Consider the following 14,771-nt stretch of genomic DNA (forward strand, 5'->3'; position numbering starts at 1 on the left):
TGTGAAGCAAGAGTCACCTGATAAAATTATCGAACTGGCTCGTCAGCGCATTGCCGAACGCGAACGCATCGAGCAACAGCAGGCCCGGCATGCTCGTATCGAACGCATCCAGGCGGGGGAGCGTTTCTGGCAGGCACTTTTTCTGGTCATGATTGCCATGCTCCTGCTCGTACTCTTCTTTTGGCCGGGCGCAACGCTCGAGCGGAAACTCTATGCGACAGTGCATGGCCTGGTTGCCCAGAAGCATACGATCGTCATTGACGGGCGTGAACTGCCCGTCTGTGCCCGCAATCTTGGCATCTACAGTGCCTACCTCATCTCGCTCGCGTACCTCTTTGGCCGTGGTCTCGGGCGCGCCGCCGCCCTGCCCTCACGCCCGATCTTGCTCATCCTGGGCTTCTTTATGTTGACCATGGTCGGCGATGGCCTCAACTCGCTGCTCGAAGATACCGGACGCGTCTATTTCTACCCCCCACGCAATGACTTGCGCACGATCACGGGGGCAGTGTTTGGGTTGGCCCTGACGCCGATCATTCTCTTTGTCTTCAACCGGGTCTTGCGTGCCAATGCTGAACCAACGCGTCCTGTCCTCAGTTGGGTTGATCTCATCGCTCTGCTTGGCCTCAACGGGATCTTTGTTGTCGCGGCCCACAGCGGGCTCAGTTGGCTCTTCTGGCCGCTCGCGTTCCTTGGCGTCATCGGCATCCTCAGCGAACTCTTTACGATGCACTTGCTGGTGGCTGCCAGTGTGATGGGCTATCGCAATGCGATCACGCGGCTCACGCAGCTTGCCCGCCCGGCCTGCGTCGCCCTGATCACCACGGGGTTGTTTACTGGCGGTCTGGCCTGGCTTCGTTTTGCCGGGGGCTAGGCACAATTGCACCATCAGACAATTGCGGGTACAATCAGCATAGCCCTGAAGAACCATCGGCGGAATGAGCCACTTCACAGCGGCAGTGGTCGCAGGTCACTCCCGGTTGGCCTGGCATCCGTCGGCAGCATGGTGGCAGATCACTGGTGTGTCACAATGGAAGGGAAGTTATGCGCGTCGTTGCGATGATCATGGCTGGCGGGGAAGGCACCCGGCTCAGTGTGCTTTCTGAGAAACGTGCCAAACCATCAGTCCCCTTTGCTGGCAAGTATCGGATCATTGATTTCACCCTCTCGAACTGTGTCAATTCGGGCATTTTTGATGTTGGCGTCTTGACCCAGTATCGCCCGCACTCGCTCAACGACCATATCGGGATCGGCAAACCCTGGGATCTCGACCGCGCCCGCGGGGGTGTCCGTCTGCTTCAACCCTACCAGGGACGCAATGAGCAGAGTTGGTACCGCGGAACGTCGGACGCGATCTATCAGAATCTGAACTTCATTACCGAGTGCCGCGCTGATCTGGTGCTTATCCTGTCGGGCGACCATATCTACAAGATGGACTACAATGCGATTCTTGAAACGCACCGGCGTCATCGCGCCGATCTGACCGTTGGGGTCATGGATGTGCCCCTCGAAGAGACGGATCGTTTTGGCATTATGACCGTGGATGAAGAGGGTTGCATTGTTGAGTTTAGTGAAAAACCCAAAGACCGCGATAAGGGCACCCTCGCCTCGATGGGCATCTATGTCTTCAATGCCGATGTCTTGATCAGTCGCCTCTCCGAAGGCCAAGAGAATCAGCCTCGCATTGATTTTGGCAAAAATGTCATCCCTGCGATGCTGGCCGAGGATCGCGTCTATGCCCATCGCTTCGATGGCTATTGGGTTGATGTCGGTACCATTCAGTCGTATTGGGAGACGAGTCTGCAATTGCTTGATCCCGCCCTCGATTTCGATCTCTACGATCTCGACTGGTTGATCCGTACCCGCAGCGAAGAACGCCCTCCCGCCAAAATTGGGCCACAGGCCCAGGTCAATCAAGCCATTATCTGCAATGGGTGTACCATCCGCGGGACGGTGGAACGCTCGGTGCTCTCGCCAGGGGTCTATGTGTCGCCAGGCGCAATTGTGCGCGATAGCGTCGTGATGAATGACACCTGGATTGGCCCCGGTGCCGTGCTTGACCGCGTGATTGTTGATAAGCAGGTCGTCGTGGGGGCCGGGGTGCATCTCGGCAGCGGGGACGATCTGACGGTGCCAAACCGCGCCCAACCCGATAAGATCAATACGGGCATTACCGTGGTTGGCAAGTCGTCCCATATTCCCCCAGGGACGATCGTCGGGCGCAATGTGGTGATCAATGCCGATCGCGACGAGGCCCACTTCCCCGGGCGCGAGGTGGCATCCGGCGAAACGATTTAGGAGGAACTCTATGCTGCGCACACTCGCGCTGATCCTCGCTGGCGGTGACTCGCCCGCGCTTTCGATCTTGACCGCTGAGCGCACCGAGGCTGCGGTGCCGTTCGCGGGCAAGTATCGCATTATTGATTTTACGCTCTCGAATTGTATCAATTCGAATATCTATAATGTCGGGGTGCTCACTCAGTATCGCCCCCGTTCACTCCACGCTCACCTCGGCGTTGGACGCCCGTGGGATCTCGACCGCGCCCACGGCGGGCTCCGTGTGCTCCATCCTTCCCCTACCCCCGATGGCGGTGGTTGGCAACGTGGCACAGCTGATGCCGTTCGTTATAATCTCGATCTGATTGAAGATCAACAGGTTGATGCGGTGCTCTTGCTCGCCGGCGATCATATCTACAAGATGGATTACCGTCCGTTGCTCGATCTCCACAAAGAGCGTGAGGCCGATGTGACGATGGCTGTCCGTGGTGTCAGTCCGCACGAGGCCCGTCGTTATGGCATTGTCGCCGTCGGGGGCGATGGTCGCGTCGATCGCTTTGAGGAAAAGCCCCGCCGCGCGCAGTCAAACCTCGCTTCGATGGGCATCTATGTCTTCCGTAAGCAGTTTCTGCTCGATCTACTCAAGAATAGCCGTGATAATGATTTTGGGCGCCATATTTTGCCCAACATTGTCACTCGCTGCAATGCCTATGCCTACCATTTCCAGGGTTACTGGGCTGATGTCGGCACGCTCCAGGCTTTCTATGAGGCGAATATGGCCCTGCTCGCCGAGTCGCCCGCGCTCGATCTCTATGATCCCGAGTGGGTCATCCATACCGCCAGTACCTATCGCCCCGGCGTCGAATTGGGCGCAACCGCGCAGGTCGAAAATGCCCTTTTGAGTGACGGCGCCCGTGTCTATGGCACTGTCGTGCGTTCGGTGCTGTCGCCTGGCGTCTATGTCGCCCCCGGTGCGGTGGTGCGCGACTCGGTCATTATGGGCGATGCCTGGATCGGCGAAGGAGCGGTGGTCGATCGCTGCATTATTGATGAGGAGGTTCGGATCGGCAAGGGCACGGTTGTTGGTGAAGGCAATGCGACGACGCCGAATCAACATGCCCCCGAACGGTTGAATACGGGCCTGACGTTGATTGGTAACCATACGCACGTCCCCGCAGGTCTGACGATTGGACGCAATGTCGCGATCAGCCCGCGCTTGGCTGCGCAGGCGTTTCCCAAAAACGGCACGGTGCCCAGTGGCGCGACCCTCTGAGATGAATCTACCTGAGGTTACGGTTGAGGCAAGCCTGCGGGGCCGCCTCGCCCAGGGGCATCCCTGGGTCTATCGCAATCATGTGCGCGGCGGCGACCGCTTGCCTTCGGGTACCTGGGTGCAGGTACGCTGTGGCAATCTGTTGGCCTATGGCCTCTGGGATGCGCAGAGCGCGATTGCTCTGCGCATCTTTAGCCTCGCGGCTTGCCCCGATGCCGCATGGATCGCCGATCGCGTCTGGGACGCCTGGGCGTTGCGTGCGCCGCTCCGCGAACAGAGCGCAACCACCGCCTATCGCTGGATCTATGGCGAAGGCGATGGCTTGCCCGGCCTCGTCGCCGATCGCTATGGCGATTATGTCGTGCTCCAAACCTATGCCGAAAGTGTCCAGACGGTTGTTCCGTTCGTCGTGGCGGCCCTGCTCACGTGTGATCGTGACCTGCGTGGCATTGTGTTACGTGAACGCGTGCCAGAGGATGGCACTGATGAGCCATCCTCGGTTCCCGATCAACCCCATCGAGTACGCCTGCTCTGGGGCGAGATGCCACCAGAGGAACTGGTGGTGCAAGAACACGGCCTCTTTCTCTACGCCAATCTCTTGCGTGGGCAGAAGACCGGGCTCTTTCTCGATCATCGCGAAAATCGCCGTCTGGTCGAGACCCTCGCGAGTGGGCGCGAGGTCTTGAACTGTTTTGCCTATACCGGGGCCTTCTCACTCTATGCGCTGCGTGGTGGGGCCGCCAGGGTCGTCAGTGCCGATAGTGGACACGGCCTCGCCGAGGCCGCCGAGGCCAATCTCGCCCTCAATGGGATGGCATCCTCAAACCATCATTTTGTTACCGAAGATTGTTTTGCCCTCCTCGATCGCTATGCCAAAACGCGCCAGTTGTTCCAGGTGCTTATTCTTGACCCTCCGAGTTTCGCCCGCCAGAAGAGTAGTGTACACGCAGCCTCACGAGCCTATACGCGCCTCAATAGTCTGGCCCTCCGCTGCCTTGAACCCGGAGGCTTGCTGGTCTCAGCCAGTTGTACCAGCCAGATGAGCCCTGAACATTTCCGGAACATGCTCGCCGAAGCGGCGATGCAAACCCGAACACGCCTGCAAATCCTCTACGAGACCGGCCAACCACTCGACCATCCCGTCCCGGCTGGGTTCCCAGAAGGGCGTTACCTGAAGTTTGTCGTGGCTCGCGCCTTGCCTATATCCTGAAAAGGTTCGCTCACGCCTTGTGATACCGACACAAGGGTGCTATAATTCCCTATGCTATGCACGTGCTCCAGATTGCGTGGGAGTATCCTCCCTATATCATTGGCGGCCTCGGGCGCCACGTCGCTGAACTCGTACCTGCCCTTGCCGCTCATGGGGTTCAGGTCACGGTGCTTGCCCCACGGTTGAGTGGGGGGTCACTCAACGAGACAGATCAGGGGATTATCATTCATCGGGTTGAGGTTCCCGAGATGCCGCGGGCTGATTTCCCTGGCTTTGTCGCCCATACCAATCAGTTGCTGATCAAGGCGGCGCTCGCGTTGCAGCCCTCCGCCGGACGCTTTGATCTCATCCATGCTCACGATTGGTTGGCCGCCGACGTCGGGACAGTCCTCAAACATCACTGGAAGATCCCCCTTGTCGCCACGATTCACGCGACGGAACGAGGTCGTGGGCGTGGCGGCCTCCATAGCCTCGCGGCCCATCGGATCAATGACCTGGAATGGCACCTCTCGTACGAGGCATGGCGGCTCATTGTCTGTTCCCATTTTATGGCCCGTCAGGTGCAAGACTATTTTCAGACCCCTGCCGATAAAATTGATATTGTGCCCAATGGGGTAAATATCGGTCGTTCTCCGTTTAATGATGCGGAACACTGGCTTGAGTTTCGTCGTCGCTATGTTGCCGATAATGAACGAATGGTGTTTCATGTCGGGCGCATTGTCTTTGAAAAGGGGCTCCATACGCTGCTTGATGCCTGGCCCACTATTAGCCGTCGCCTTTTGGCGCGACTGGTCATTGCAGGTACGGGTGATTATCTTGAAGCGTTGAAGGCCCGTGCCGCCGCCCTCGGCATCGGATCGACCGTGCGCTTTGCTGGGTTTATTACGAATGAAGATCGCGACCGGCTCTATCATGCAGCCGATCTGGCGATCTTTCCGTCACTCTATGAACCGTTTGGGATTGTGGCGCTTGAGGCCCTCGCCAATGCCTGTCCGCTGATTGTCAGTGATGCAGGTGGCCTCGCCGAAGTGGTACAACACGGCATTACCGGCCTGATTGTGCCCGCTGACAACCCCGGTGCGCTGGCTGATGCGGTGATTGCGACCCTCGATCGACCTGAGATCGCACGTGCGCGTGCGGGGGCTGCACTCAATGAGATCCGCGACTTTTATACCTGGTCACGCATTGCATGGCTGACCTTTGCGGTCTATCGGCAGGTTTTGAACGAATGGGATACAACGTCATGGGGAAAGGAGTTGCCTATGACGTAAAGGATATTGTGCAATGAAGCATACTGAACTCCTCGCGCAGGCCATCCTGGCTGCCCACGACGGCCAGATCGATGAAGCGAAAACACGCTTCCTCACCCTGCTTGAGACCGATGAACAGAACGAACAGGCATGGCTCTGGCTCGCGAAACTGGTTGATGAACCTGAAGAACGCCGGATTTGCCTCGAAAATGTCTTGATGATCAATCCAGCCAATGCCTATGCCCAGCGCAATCTGGCCGCTCTCCAGGGCAAGACGGCCCTTCCCCCTTGGATTGAAGCTGAACCAGATACCGCCTCGGCTCAATGGCTTGATCTCATGCTCTCTGATGTCAATCAGCGCTTGCCTGATTGGCTTGTTGACCAGAAGCTTGCGCCTCAGTCAGTTCAGGTTGATCAGGGGCCACGCCTTCCCAGCGCTCGGGTCGAGGAGCCGTCACACCCCAGAGAGGCCCGCCCTCTATCTCACCCCGACCACGATGAGACGCAGCCTTTTCAGCCTGACCGTGAGTTGCTCGAGGTGTTCCCCGCTTGGTTGACGAGCGAGCAACTTACGACAACACCAATGGGTCAACGAACGACCCGTGATCATTCAGCACCCTTGGCCAGCCAGCAAGAACAACTCGCCGCATGGCTAGAGACCCTTGTCCCTGAGCCGCAAGGCCCCGTTGCAACTGATCCAGAACCCGAGCCTACGCCGCAGGCCCAGGCACTTCGCGCACCAAAGACGCCCGCTGGAGCAGATCCATTTGCCCCACGTCTAAGGAACGGTCACGTCGACGATATCTTTGTCTCTACTCCGGTCTCGTCCGAACATCCGCCAGCCGCTGCCTCTCCGGTGACGAATGATAATCGCCCGATTGTGCTGCTACCAGCACCATCTTCGTTCTTGAGCATCCCCTCTAGACAGACTGCGATGGAAGAAAAAGATGCTGAAGAACCATGTCCTTTTTGTGGGGCTACTACCCGACTTACCGATCGCGCCTGTCCATCATGCAACACAAACCTCATGATTCGGGAACGGCCCGAGACACGACGCTCAGTGGCGCTCAATTTTTTGATTGCAATGTATAGTGTTAATACCTTGCTTGTGATTGGTCAGGCCGTTTTGACGATGCTCTCAATTCTGATCATTGTGCTGCAGGCAGGCTTGGCTGAACAGGAACTTCCGGTTATCAATACGATCCCAATGGTTGCCAGGTTTCTCTTTACTGCGCTTACCCTTGGGATCATGATCGGGTTGTGGCGCAAACGCGCCTGGGCCTATCTGTTGCATGTGGTTGGTACCGGCCTGGTTATTGCGAGCATCCTCGGCATGCTCGTCAGCACCAAGATGAGCTTTATGAGCGATGTTCTGCCACTCCTTGGGCTGGCACATGCTGAGGTAGCCGGATCGTTCGGCGGGCTTGGCTTCATTGTGACGCTCGTGGCGCTGACGCTCATCAGTTATGGCAATTTTTTTGGACGGCGTGTACGCATGACCACCACAGGTTTGATGACGAGTAGCGATGCCTATAACCTCGGTCTGCTCTATCGTGATAATGGCATGTGGTTTATGGCGGCCCACGCCTGGGAACGTGCTGTGATGCAGAACCCCCGCGATCCAGAGGTGCGCCGTGCACTCGGCCTTGCCTATGCCCAAATTAAGCTTTATGATGCAGCTATTGATATCCTCAAAACAGCCATTGCGCTTGATCCAGAGAATAAACAGGTACGTGGCGATCTTGATCTGGTGACGCGTCTGGCGAACAAGGCGAAGCATGAACCTTTCAGCATGACCAGACCGCAATGAGTAGTCTGTAACCTAAGTTTTCTGGTCTTCTGGAGTGCCGACTTTAGCCGACTGAAGCCGGCACTCCCTTCGGCAGCAAAACAGAAAACTTAAGTTACAGACCAATGAGGGCGGAAAACTTCGTTCACCCCCTCTGAAGTAGGTATCAATAGATGAGGAAGTGCCTCAATGAACATGCCCGATCTGTTGAATCAAGCGATTGAGGCAGCCCGCCATGGGCAGGCTCGTGAAGCTGAAGCAATGCTTCTAGAGATTGTTGAAGCGGATGAAACCAATGAGCTTGCATGGCTCTGGCTGGCCGAGGTAGTTGCAAACCCGGAAGAGCGCCGTACCTGTCTCGAAAATGTGCTGGCCCTTAATCCGGCGAATGCGGCAGCGCGCCATGATCTCCAGCGCCTCAATGCGACCTATCCCCCCGATGAAGCGCTTCCTGCTTCGCCCATCAAGCCGGCAAGCAAGACGCTGCGCCCCTCCCAACGACCGGGTCTGCCCGAATGGCTTGCCAATGTCCCCCTGCCAACCGATCCTGCCATTTTCCGTGAAGCCCATACCCCCGCAGGTTCGGAACGGCTGGCACGCTGGCTTAATACGCCGCTCTCGACAAACAAGGGCTTGACGCCCCGGTCACCCGACGAAGAAGTGATGCCTGTCTCCTCGCAGGATGAACTAGCCCTTCCGGATTGGCTTGCCATTGATACCCCCCTGGGTCTTGATGAACAGTCCCGCGTACCGGTGGATGTCCCGGTGCCCGACTGGCTCAATCTTGACCCGCCAGCCACGCCCGCCGCGCCAGAGCCGCCCCGCGTACCGGTGGATGTCCCGGTGCCCGACTGGCTCAATCTTGACCCGCCAGCCACGCCCGCCACGCCGGAGCCGCCCCGCGTACCGGTGGATGTCCCGGTGCCCGACTCGCTCAATCTTGACTCACCAGCTACGCCCGCCGCGCCGGAGCCGCCCCATGAGCGCACGGACGACTCGCTTCCCGACTGGCTCAATCTTGACTCACCGGCCACGCCCGCCGCGCCGGAGCCGCCCCATGAGCGCACGGACGACTCGCTTCCCGACTGGCTCAGCCTAGACCCGCCAGCCACACCCGCCGCGCCGGAGCCGCCCCATGAGCGCACGGACGACTCGCTTCCCGACTGGCTCAATCTTGACTCACCAGCCACGCCCGCCACGCCGGAGCCGCCCCATGAGCATCTTGAGGCCCAACCAATCCGTGATGAGCCTCGTGCATCTGAGATAGCGAACCGAGCCGAGCCCATTCGGGATGAAGCACCATCAAATTCTTCTGAGTGGCTCAGCCTTGATGCGATGACAGCGCAAGGTGCCGCAGCTTCTGACTGGCTCAGTCTTGCTCCCTCTTCATTGGATCAAGGCGCAGACTCAGAGCAAGACACCCCAGAGGATAGTGCGTGGCCCAGGATCGATGAGCGCATTGCAAGAGTGCAGCAACTGCGAGACGTCGCCCCGACCCCCGAAACAATCAGCGACGCTGATGCTCCTGTACCTGAGCCAACAACGCCAGAATCCGTAGCTAAAACACCGCCAAAAAAACGAGCGTTTGGGTTACCCTTAGCGCCAAAGATTATTGATGATCCGTGCCCATTTTGTGGTACACAAACATATGTTTCTGACCGAACCTGTCGCCAATGCCAGAAGGATCTTGTGCTTCGCAAACGACCACGTACAAAACGTTCGCTGGCGTTGAATATCCTGCTCGGACTCTATGGCATCAATGGGCTATTTGCGCTTGGCATCAGCCTCTTTGGTGGGCTCGCCCTGCTTGGCATTCCAGGCAATGGTGGTGAAGCAAGCGGTGCAATGCTGTCACCAGCGAGCCTGCTCGGGCTGATCCTGGTAACAGGCATGTCACTAGTCATCATGGCTGGCCTCTGGCAACGACGCCCGTGGGCCTATATCGCGCATAGCATCGGGTTGCTCTTGAGCATCATCGCCGTCATGGTAGCGATCTTTGCCCCCACCCTCAGTGGCATCGCGATCCTCGTCCCGCTGCTGGGCATGATGCTCACGACCCTCGCAGGGGGGATCGGGGCGCTCGTGCTGCTCGTGCTCAGTGTCATCCTGAGCGTGCTCAGCATGGACGATTTTTTCACGCGGATGGTGCGGATCACAAGCACGGGTCTGACCAAGCCGGGAGGGGGCTATCAACGTGGCCTTGAGTACCGTAAGCGAGGGATGTGGCACCTGGCGGCCCAAACCTGGGAAGAAGCTATCGCCGAAGAGCCGCGTGATGTAACGATGCGCCGTGCGCTCGGGTTCGTCTATGCCAAGATGCAACGCTATGACGACGCACGCGAATGCCTGCGCGTTGCGCTTGCCATTGAACCCGACGATGTCCAGTTACGTGAAGATCTCGCCGTCATCGAACGTCTGCGCGTCTTAGAGCAGCAGCGCTAACAACTGCTCTTCACTAAGAATCGGGATGCCGAGTTGTTGCGCACGGCTTAGTTTGCTGCCGGCACTCGCCCCAGCAACCACATAACTGGTCTTTTTGCTGACACTTTCACTGACCTTGCCACCATGGTTTTTGATCAACTCAGCCGCCGCTTCACGCGTCAACGTCGGCAGTGTGCCGGTCAAAACGAAGGTCTTGCCAACAAGGCTATCGCTGGCACGTTCACGGGGGGCCTCACCAGTCAGTTGCAACCCGGCTTTCTGCAGCCGGTCAACAAGTTCACGGTTTTCAGGGCGCTGAAAGAACTCGCTCAGGCTGGCGGCAACCACCGGCCCCATCCCTTCAATGGCCTCAATCTCAGCCGGTTGCGCCGCCATCAAAGCCGCGAGACTCCCAAAATGGGTGGCAAGCGTCGTCGCGGCAACCATGCCCACAAAACGAATGCCGAGGCCAACAATGACCCGTTCGAGGGGGCGCTGCTTTGAGGCTTCAATCGCCTGCAAGAGATTCGCGACCCGCTTCGCTCCATATCCCTCCACACCCACAAAATGTTCGGGCGTCAGGCTATAGAGGTCAGCGACATCACGAATCCAGCCGAGGCTCACAAACTGCTCGGCCTGGCGCTCGCCAATGCCCACGATATCCATCGCGCTCCGGCTGACAAAATGCTCGATCCGTCGCACCAGTTGCGCCGGACAAATGCCAAAATTCGGGCACCGCCACGCGGCTTCACCCTCCAGACGCTCAAGCGGGGTACCGCAGGCCGGACAAACCTCAGGGAAGGCCCAGACCTGCTCATTGCCGGTACGACTCGCCGTGACCGGGCCAACCACATACGGAATCACATCGCCAGCCCGTTTGACCATCACCTGATCGCCAAGCCGGATATCACGCTCACGAAGATACGCTTCGTTGTGCAGGCTCGCATTGCGCACCGTGACCCCGCCAAGCTCAATTGGTTCAAGCTCGGCATTCGGCGTCACAACCCCGGTACGACCGACATTGACCACAATGTTGAGCAAGCGCGTCACCGCCTCGCGGGCCGGAAATTTGAAGGCAATCGCCCACCGCGGATCGCGTTGCACCACCCCGAGTTCGCGCTGCTGGGCAAAAATATCTACCTTGACCACCACGCCATCGGCCTCGTACGCCAGCTGATCGCGACGCTCCATCCAGGCGTTGCAATAGGTCACCACATCGGCAAAGTGTTCAAAGTAGCGCACATCCTGATTCACCGGAAAGCCAAGCCGACGCAAATACGACAAGGTCTGCCACTGGCTCGTGAGTTCGACCCCCGCAAAGGGGCCAACGGCATAGGCAAAGAAACGCAACGGGCGGTCAGCCGTGATCGACGGATCTTTCTGGCGCAACGAACCAGCGGCGGCATTGCGTGCATTCGCAAACAGCTTCTCGCGACGACTCGCCAACCGCTCATTCAACGCCTCAAAATCAGCCGTGCGCATATAGATCTCACCGCGCACCTCGATCCGCGTGGGGATGGCGGAAGGGAGCCCCAGGGCATCACGATCAGGCCAGCTTTGGCCAGGCTCATCCAGCAACGAGAGTTGGGTCGTCCCGCTCGCCGGGGCGCGCAGATGCAACGGGATGCCCCTGACTGTCCGCAGATTCACAGTGACATCCTCACCAATCTCGCCATCGCCGCGGGTTGCCCCCTGCACAAACTGGCCGTGCTCATAGGTTAGCGCAAGCGCCAAGCCATCAATCTTTGGCTCCACCACAAACGAAACCGGTGTCTCAGGGCCAAGCAACTTCTGTACCCGATTGACATGCCACTCGTGCAACTCTTGCTCATTCATTGCATTCTCGAGCGAGAGCATCAACTGCGGATGGCGCACCTTGGCAAACTGGCTCGACGCCGGCGCACCGACACGCTGGGCCGGTGACGTTGGCGTCAAAAGCTCAGGATATCTCGCTTCGAGCCCACGTAACTCACGCATCAGCGCATCATACGCCGCATCACTGAGCGTCGGATCGTCAAGCACATAGTAACGATAATTTGCCTCATCAAGCACCGAGCGTAACTCTTCAACACGGTGGCGAGCGTCTGTGAGCGTCATACGTGATCTTCCTGGTTATTGGTATAGCACTGCTAGCTGGGTTGTAAACAGGAGTGCTGGCTTTAGCCGGCTAAAGCCAGCACTCCTCAGCCGCACATTGTCTAGGACTGCTCTATTATAGTGCGAAAGCTCTACTAGTCTACACCAAAACCTATACCCCGGATGGGGATAAACTGGTGCGTAAGACTGATGCCATTGTTCGTCTGCATGATCTATGATACATCTAGTCTGAACTGAAAGTGAAGGGACACTCTACCTCATGCAAACCGCAAAATACCCGCTTGATCTGAAAGGGATCGTGAGCTTTCTTCTGCTCGCCAACGGCCTCGGCTGGCTTGTGGTCAGCCCGCTCTGGCTCAGTGGACAAGGCTTGCAGCATCCGCTCGTTGGGCTCATCCTGCCGGCTCTGATGTTCACGCCGGCCCTTGCGACGTTGATTGTTACCAGGTGGATCAGCCGCCCCCCTGAGGGCATGCGGACTGCCACTGGTCTGCGCCTGGGCAAAGGCTACCGCTGGGGCTGGTATTGGCTCTTTGCATGGGTTGGCATTACTCTGATGATCTTTGCCAGCCCTTTTGTCGCTGCACTCTTTGGCGTCTATCAACTCGATGTACAGACATTTTCCGGGTTTGCCGCCAATGTTGAGCAGGCCGGCGGGCTACCCGCAGGCATGTCGATCCAGACGATCGTGCTGATCCAGCTTGCGACCGTATTGATTGCGCCGATCCTCAACGGGCTCTTCACCTTTGGCGAAGAATGGGGCTGGCGCGGCTATCTGCTCCCCCAACTCTTGCCCCTCGGCCAGTGGCCTGCCCTGCTGATCAGCGGGGTGATCTGGGGACTCTGGCATGCCCCGGTCATCCTGCTTGGCTACAACTACCCCGATCATCTCGCCACCGGCTGGCTCATGATGGTCGCGATGACGACGGTCTGGGGCATTCTGCTTGGCTGGACACGCCTGGCAACGGGGAGCGTCTGGCCTGCGGTGATTGGACACGGTGCGCTCAACGGGGCAGCTGGCATTGTCTTCTTGCTGCACGCCGAAGGGACAACCTTTGATACCGCCCTCGTTGGCGTCACCGGGGTCACTGGCTGGATCATCCCCCTGCTCTTCATCGGGGTGCTGATCCTGACCAAACAACTGCCGGTACGCCATGCGCCCGATGAGGCACGTATGACAGCAGAACCAGCACTCACGGTGACTCAGGCAGCCGCATAGATCGCATCGTGCTGGGCGGCAATGGTTGACCAGTCGAAACTGGTTGCCAGCTGCCGCCCTGCCGCAGCCAGGCTGGCCTGTAAGGGCGCATCGCTTGCCAGGCGACGCAACGCTTCAGCGAGCGCCGGCGCATCGCCAGGCGGCACAAAGAGCACCGCTTCGCGCAGCAGGGTCGCCGTCGCTGCGTCGGCTGGGGTCGTCGTAATGACAGGGCAGCCATGCGTAAGCGCCGCCAGCAGGCTTCCCCGGCGGAACGAGGCCCCATCGGCAAAAGGCAGCGCCATGCAATCAGCACTCAACAGGTGCGCCGAGACAAACTCGTTGGTGACATGACCGGTAAGAATAGTTCGCCGCGCAAACTCTTTCTGACTCACCCGTGTGCGCAGCGCCGAAGCATAGGTCACATCCTGGGGCGCCGTCGCCGCGCCGCCAATCATGATCAAGCGCCAGGGCAGTTCAGATCCTTCGAGGGCATCGAGGATGAGATGCGCCCCTTTGGTGGGTGAGAGCAACCCAAAAAAGGCGACGACAAATTCATCAGGCCTGATGCCCAGCATCGCACGCCACTCTTCACGCAAGAAAGCCTGCGGCGGCGCAACCGCCATATTCGAGCCAAGCGGAATATGCGCTGCCCGATAGCGGGCCAGCGCCTGCGCATCGGCACTGGTGGTCGCAATGACTGTGTCGGCATCAGCCGCGAGCCGATGATGCACCCAATCGCGCAACGGGCCAGCTTTGGGCAGCAGGTAGGGGCGCAAGAGATCGTGAAAGGTGACCGCAACGCGCAACCGGGGGCGCAGCCCCCGCAGACGCCAGGGCAACAGATTGATGCCGGCTTGCATCCCATAGGCCCCCGTCTGATACTGAATATGCAGCCAGTCGGGGCGCAGCACATCAAGCGCCGCAATGAGGGCAGGCCAGCAGCGGGCCGACCAGTCGAGCCCTGTTCCCGCCGCCGTCAGGACTTCGCGCTGATGGCCCTCCGCGACCCGATAGAGCACGAGCAAGCCCCCTTCAATGGTCAGCACCGTGACGGTATAGCCACGGGCATCAAGGGCCTGCGCAAGGCACCGGGTATAATCACCAACGCCCCCCGGTACCGGTGGATACTCGCCAGTCAACAAGAGAATGCTGCGCGCCTGCATAGCTATCGTCCTCTCAATGTGCCATTCATCCAGCCATACGCTTAACGGCGTCGCCAACGACGCACCTTCATTAAACAAAGTTTTCTGATACCA

10 protein-coding genes are annotated in these 14,771 nt (G+C 58.7%); 8 read left to right on the plus strand and 2 right to left on the minus strand.

Annotation, left to right across the window (positions count from 1 at the left end; genetic code table 11):
* Position 1 precedes the first annotated feature (1 nt).
* The 7 genes from EKD05_RS12895 to EKD05_RS12925 all read left to right on the plus strand — a co-directional run bounded on the left by EKD05_RS12895 (position 2) and on the right by EKD05_RS12925 (position 10,238).
* The gene (locus EKD05_RS12895; RefSeq protein WP_129673331.1) at positions 2–871 is read left to right on the plus strand and encodes a DUF2085 domain-containing protein; all 870 of its coding nucleotides are present in this window, start codon (positions 2–4) and stop codon (positions 869–871) included.
* Positions 872–1,041: 170 nt separating this feature from the next.
* Positions 1,042–2,295: a glucose-1-phosphate adenylyltransferase gene (locus EKD05_RS12900; protein WP_129673333.1), complete on the plus strand. Its 1,254-nt coding sequence runs from the start codon at positions 1,042–1,044 to the stop codon at positions 2,293–2,295.
* A 10-nt stretch (positions 2,296–2,305) separates the two neighbouring features.
* Entirely contained in the window at positions 2,306–3,547 is a 1,242-nt protein-coding gene (locus EKD05_RS12905; protein WP_129673335.1) for a glucose-1-phosphate adenylyltransferase family protein, read from the plus strand.
* Between the two features lies 1 nt (position 3,548).
* A complete protein-coding gene (locus EKD05_RS12910) occupies positions 3,549–4,757 on the plus strand; it encodes a class I SAM-dependent rRNA methyltransferase (RefSeq protein WP_129673337.1) in 1,209 nt (402 codons plus the stop codon).
* Positions 4,758–4,813: 56 nt separating this feature from the next.
* Positions 4,814–6,028 (plus strand): glycosyltransferase family 4 protein, encoded by a 1,215-nt coding sequence (locus EKD05_RS12915; RefSeq protein WP_129673339.1) that lies wholly within the window; start codon positions 4,814–4,816, stop codon positions 6,026–6,028.
* A 13-nt stretch (positions 6,029–6,041) separates the two neighbouring features.
* A complete protein-coding gene (locus tag EKD05_RS12920; RefSeq protein ID WP_129673341.1) occupies positions 6,042–7,817 on the plus strand; it encodes a tetratricopeptide repeat protein in 1,776 nt (591 codons plus the stop codon).
* A gap of 168 nt (positions 7,818–7,985) precedes the next feature.
* Entirely contained in the window at positions 7,986–10,238 is a 2,253-nt protein-coding gene (locus EKD05_RS12925; protein ID WP_129673343.1) for a tetratricopeptide repeat protein, read from the plus strand.
* Here EKD05_RS12925 and ligA read toward each other — a convergent pair.
* Complete coding sequence (gene ligA / locus EKD05_RS12930) at positions 10,221–12,314, minus strand: NAD-dependent DNA ligase LigA (protein WP_129673345.1); 2,094 nt, start codon at positions 12,312–12,314, stop codon at positions 10,221–10,223. The genes EKD05_RS12925 and ligA overlap by 18 nt on opposite strands.
* 259 nt (positions 12,315–12,573) lie before the next feature.
* On the opposite strand from ligA, the gene EKD05_RS12935 reads away from it, so the two are divergent.
* Complete coding sequence (locus tag EKD05_RS12935) at positions 12,574–13,533, plus strand: CPBP family intramembrane glutamic endopeptidase (protein ID WP_129673347.1); 960 nt, start codon at positions 12,574–12,576, stop codon at positions 13,531–13,533.
* Here the strand turns inward: EKD05_RS12935 and EKD05_RS12940 are convergent.
* On the minus strand, positions 13,518–14,678 hold the full coding sequence (locus EKD05_RS12940; RefSeq protein WP_129673349.1) for a glycosyltransferase family 4 protein: 1,161 nt from the start codon (positions 14,676–14,678) through the stop codon (positions 13,518–13,520). The two genes, EKD05_RS12935 and EKD05_RS12940, sit on opposite strands and share 16 nt — an antisense overlap.
* Positions 14,679–14,771 lie beyond the last annotated feature (93 nt).

Source organism: Candidatus Chloroploca sp. Khr17, assembly GCF_004138165.1.
Taxonomy (GTDB): Bacteria; Chloroflexota; Chloroflexia; order Chloroflexales; family Chloroflexaceae; genus Chloroploca.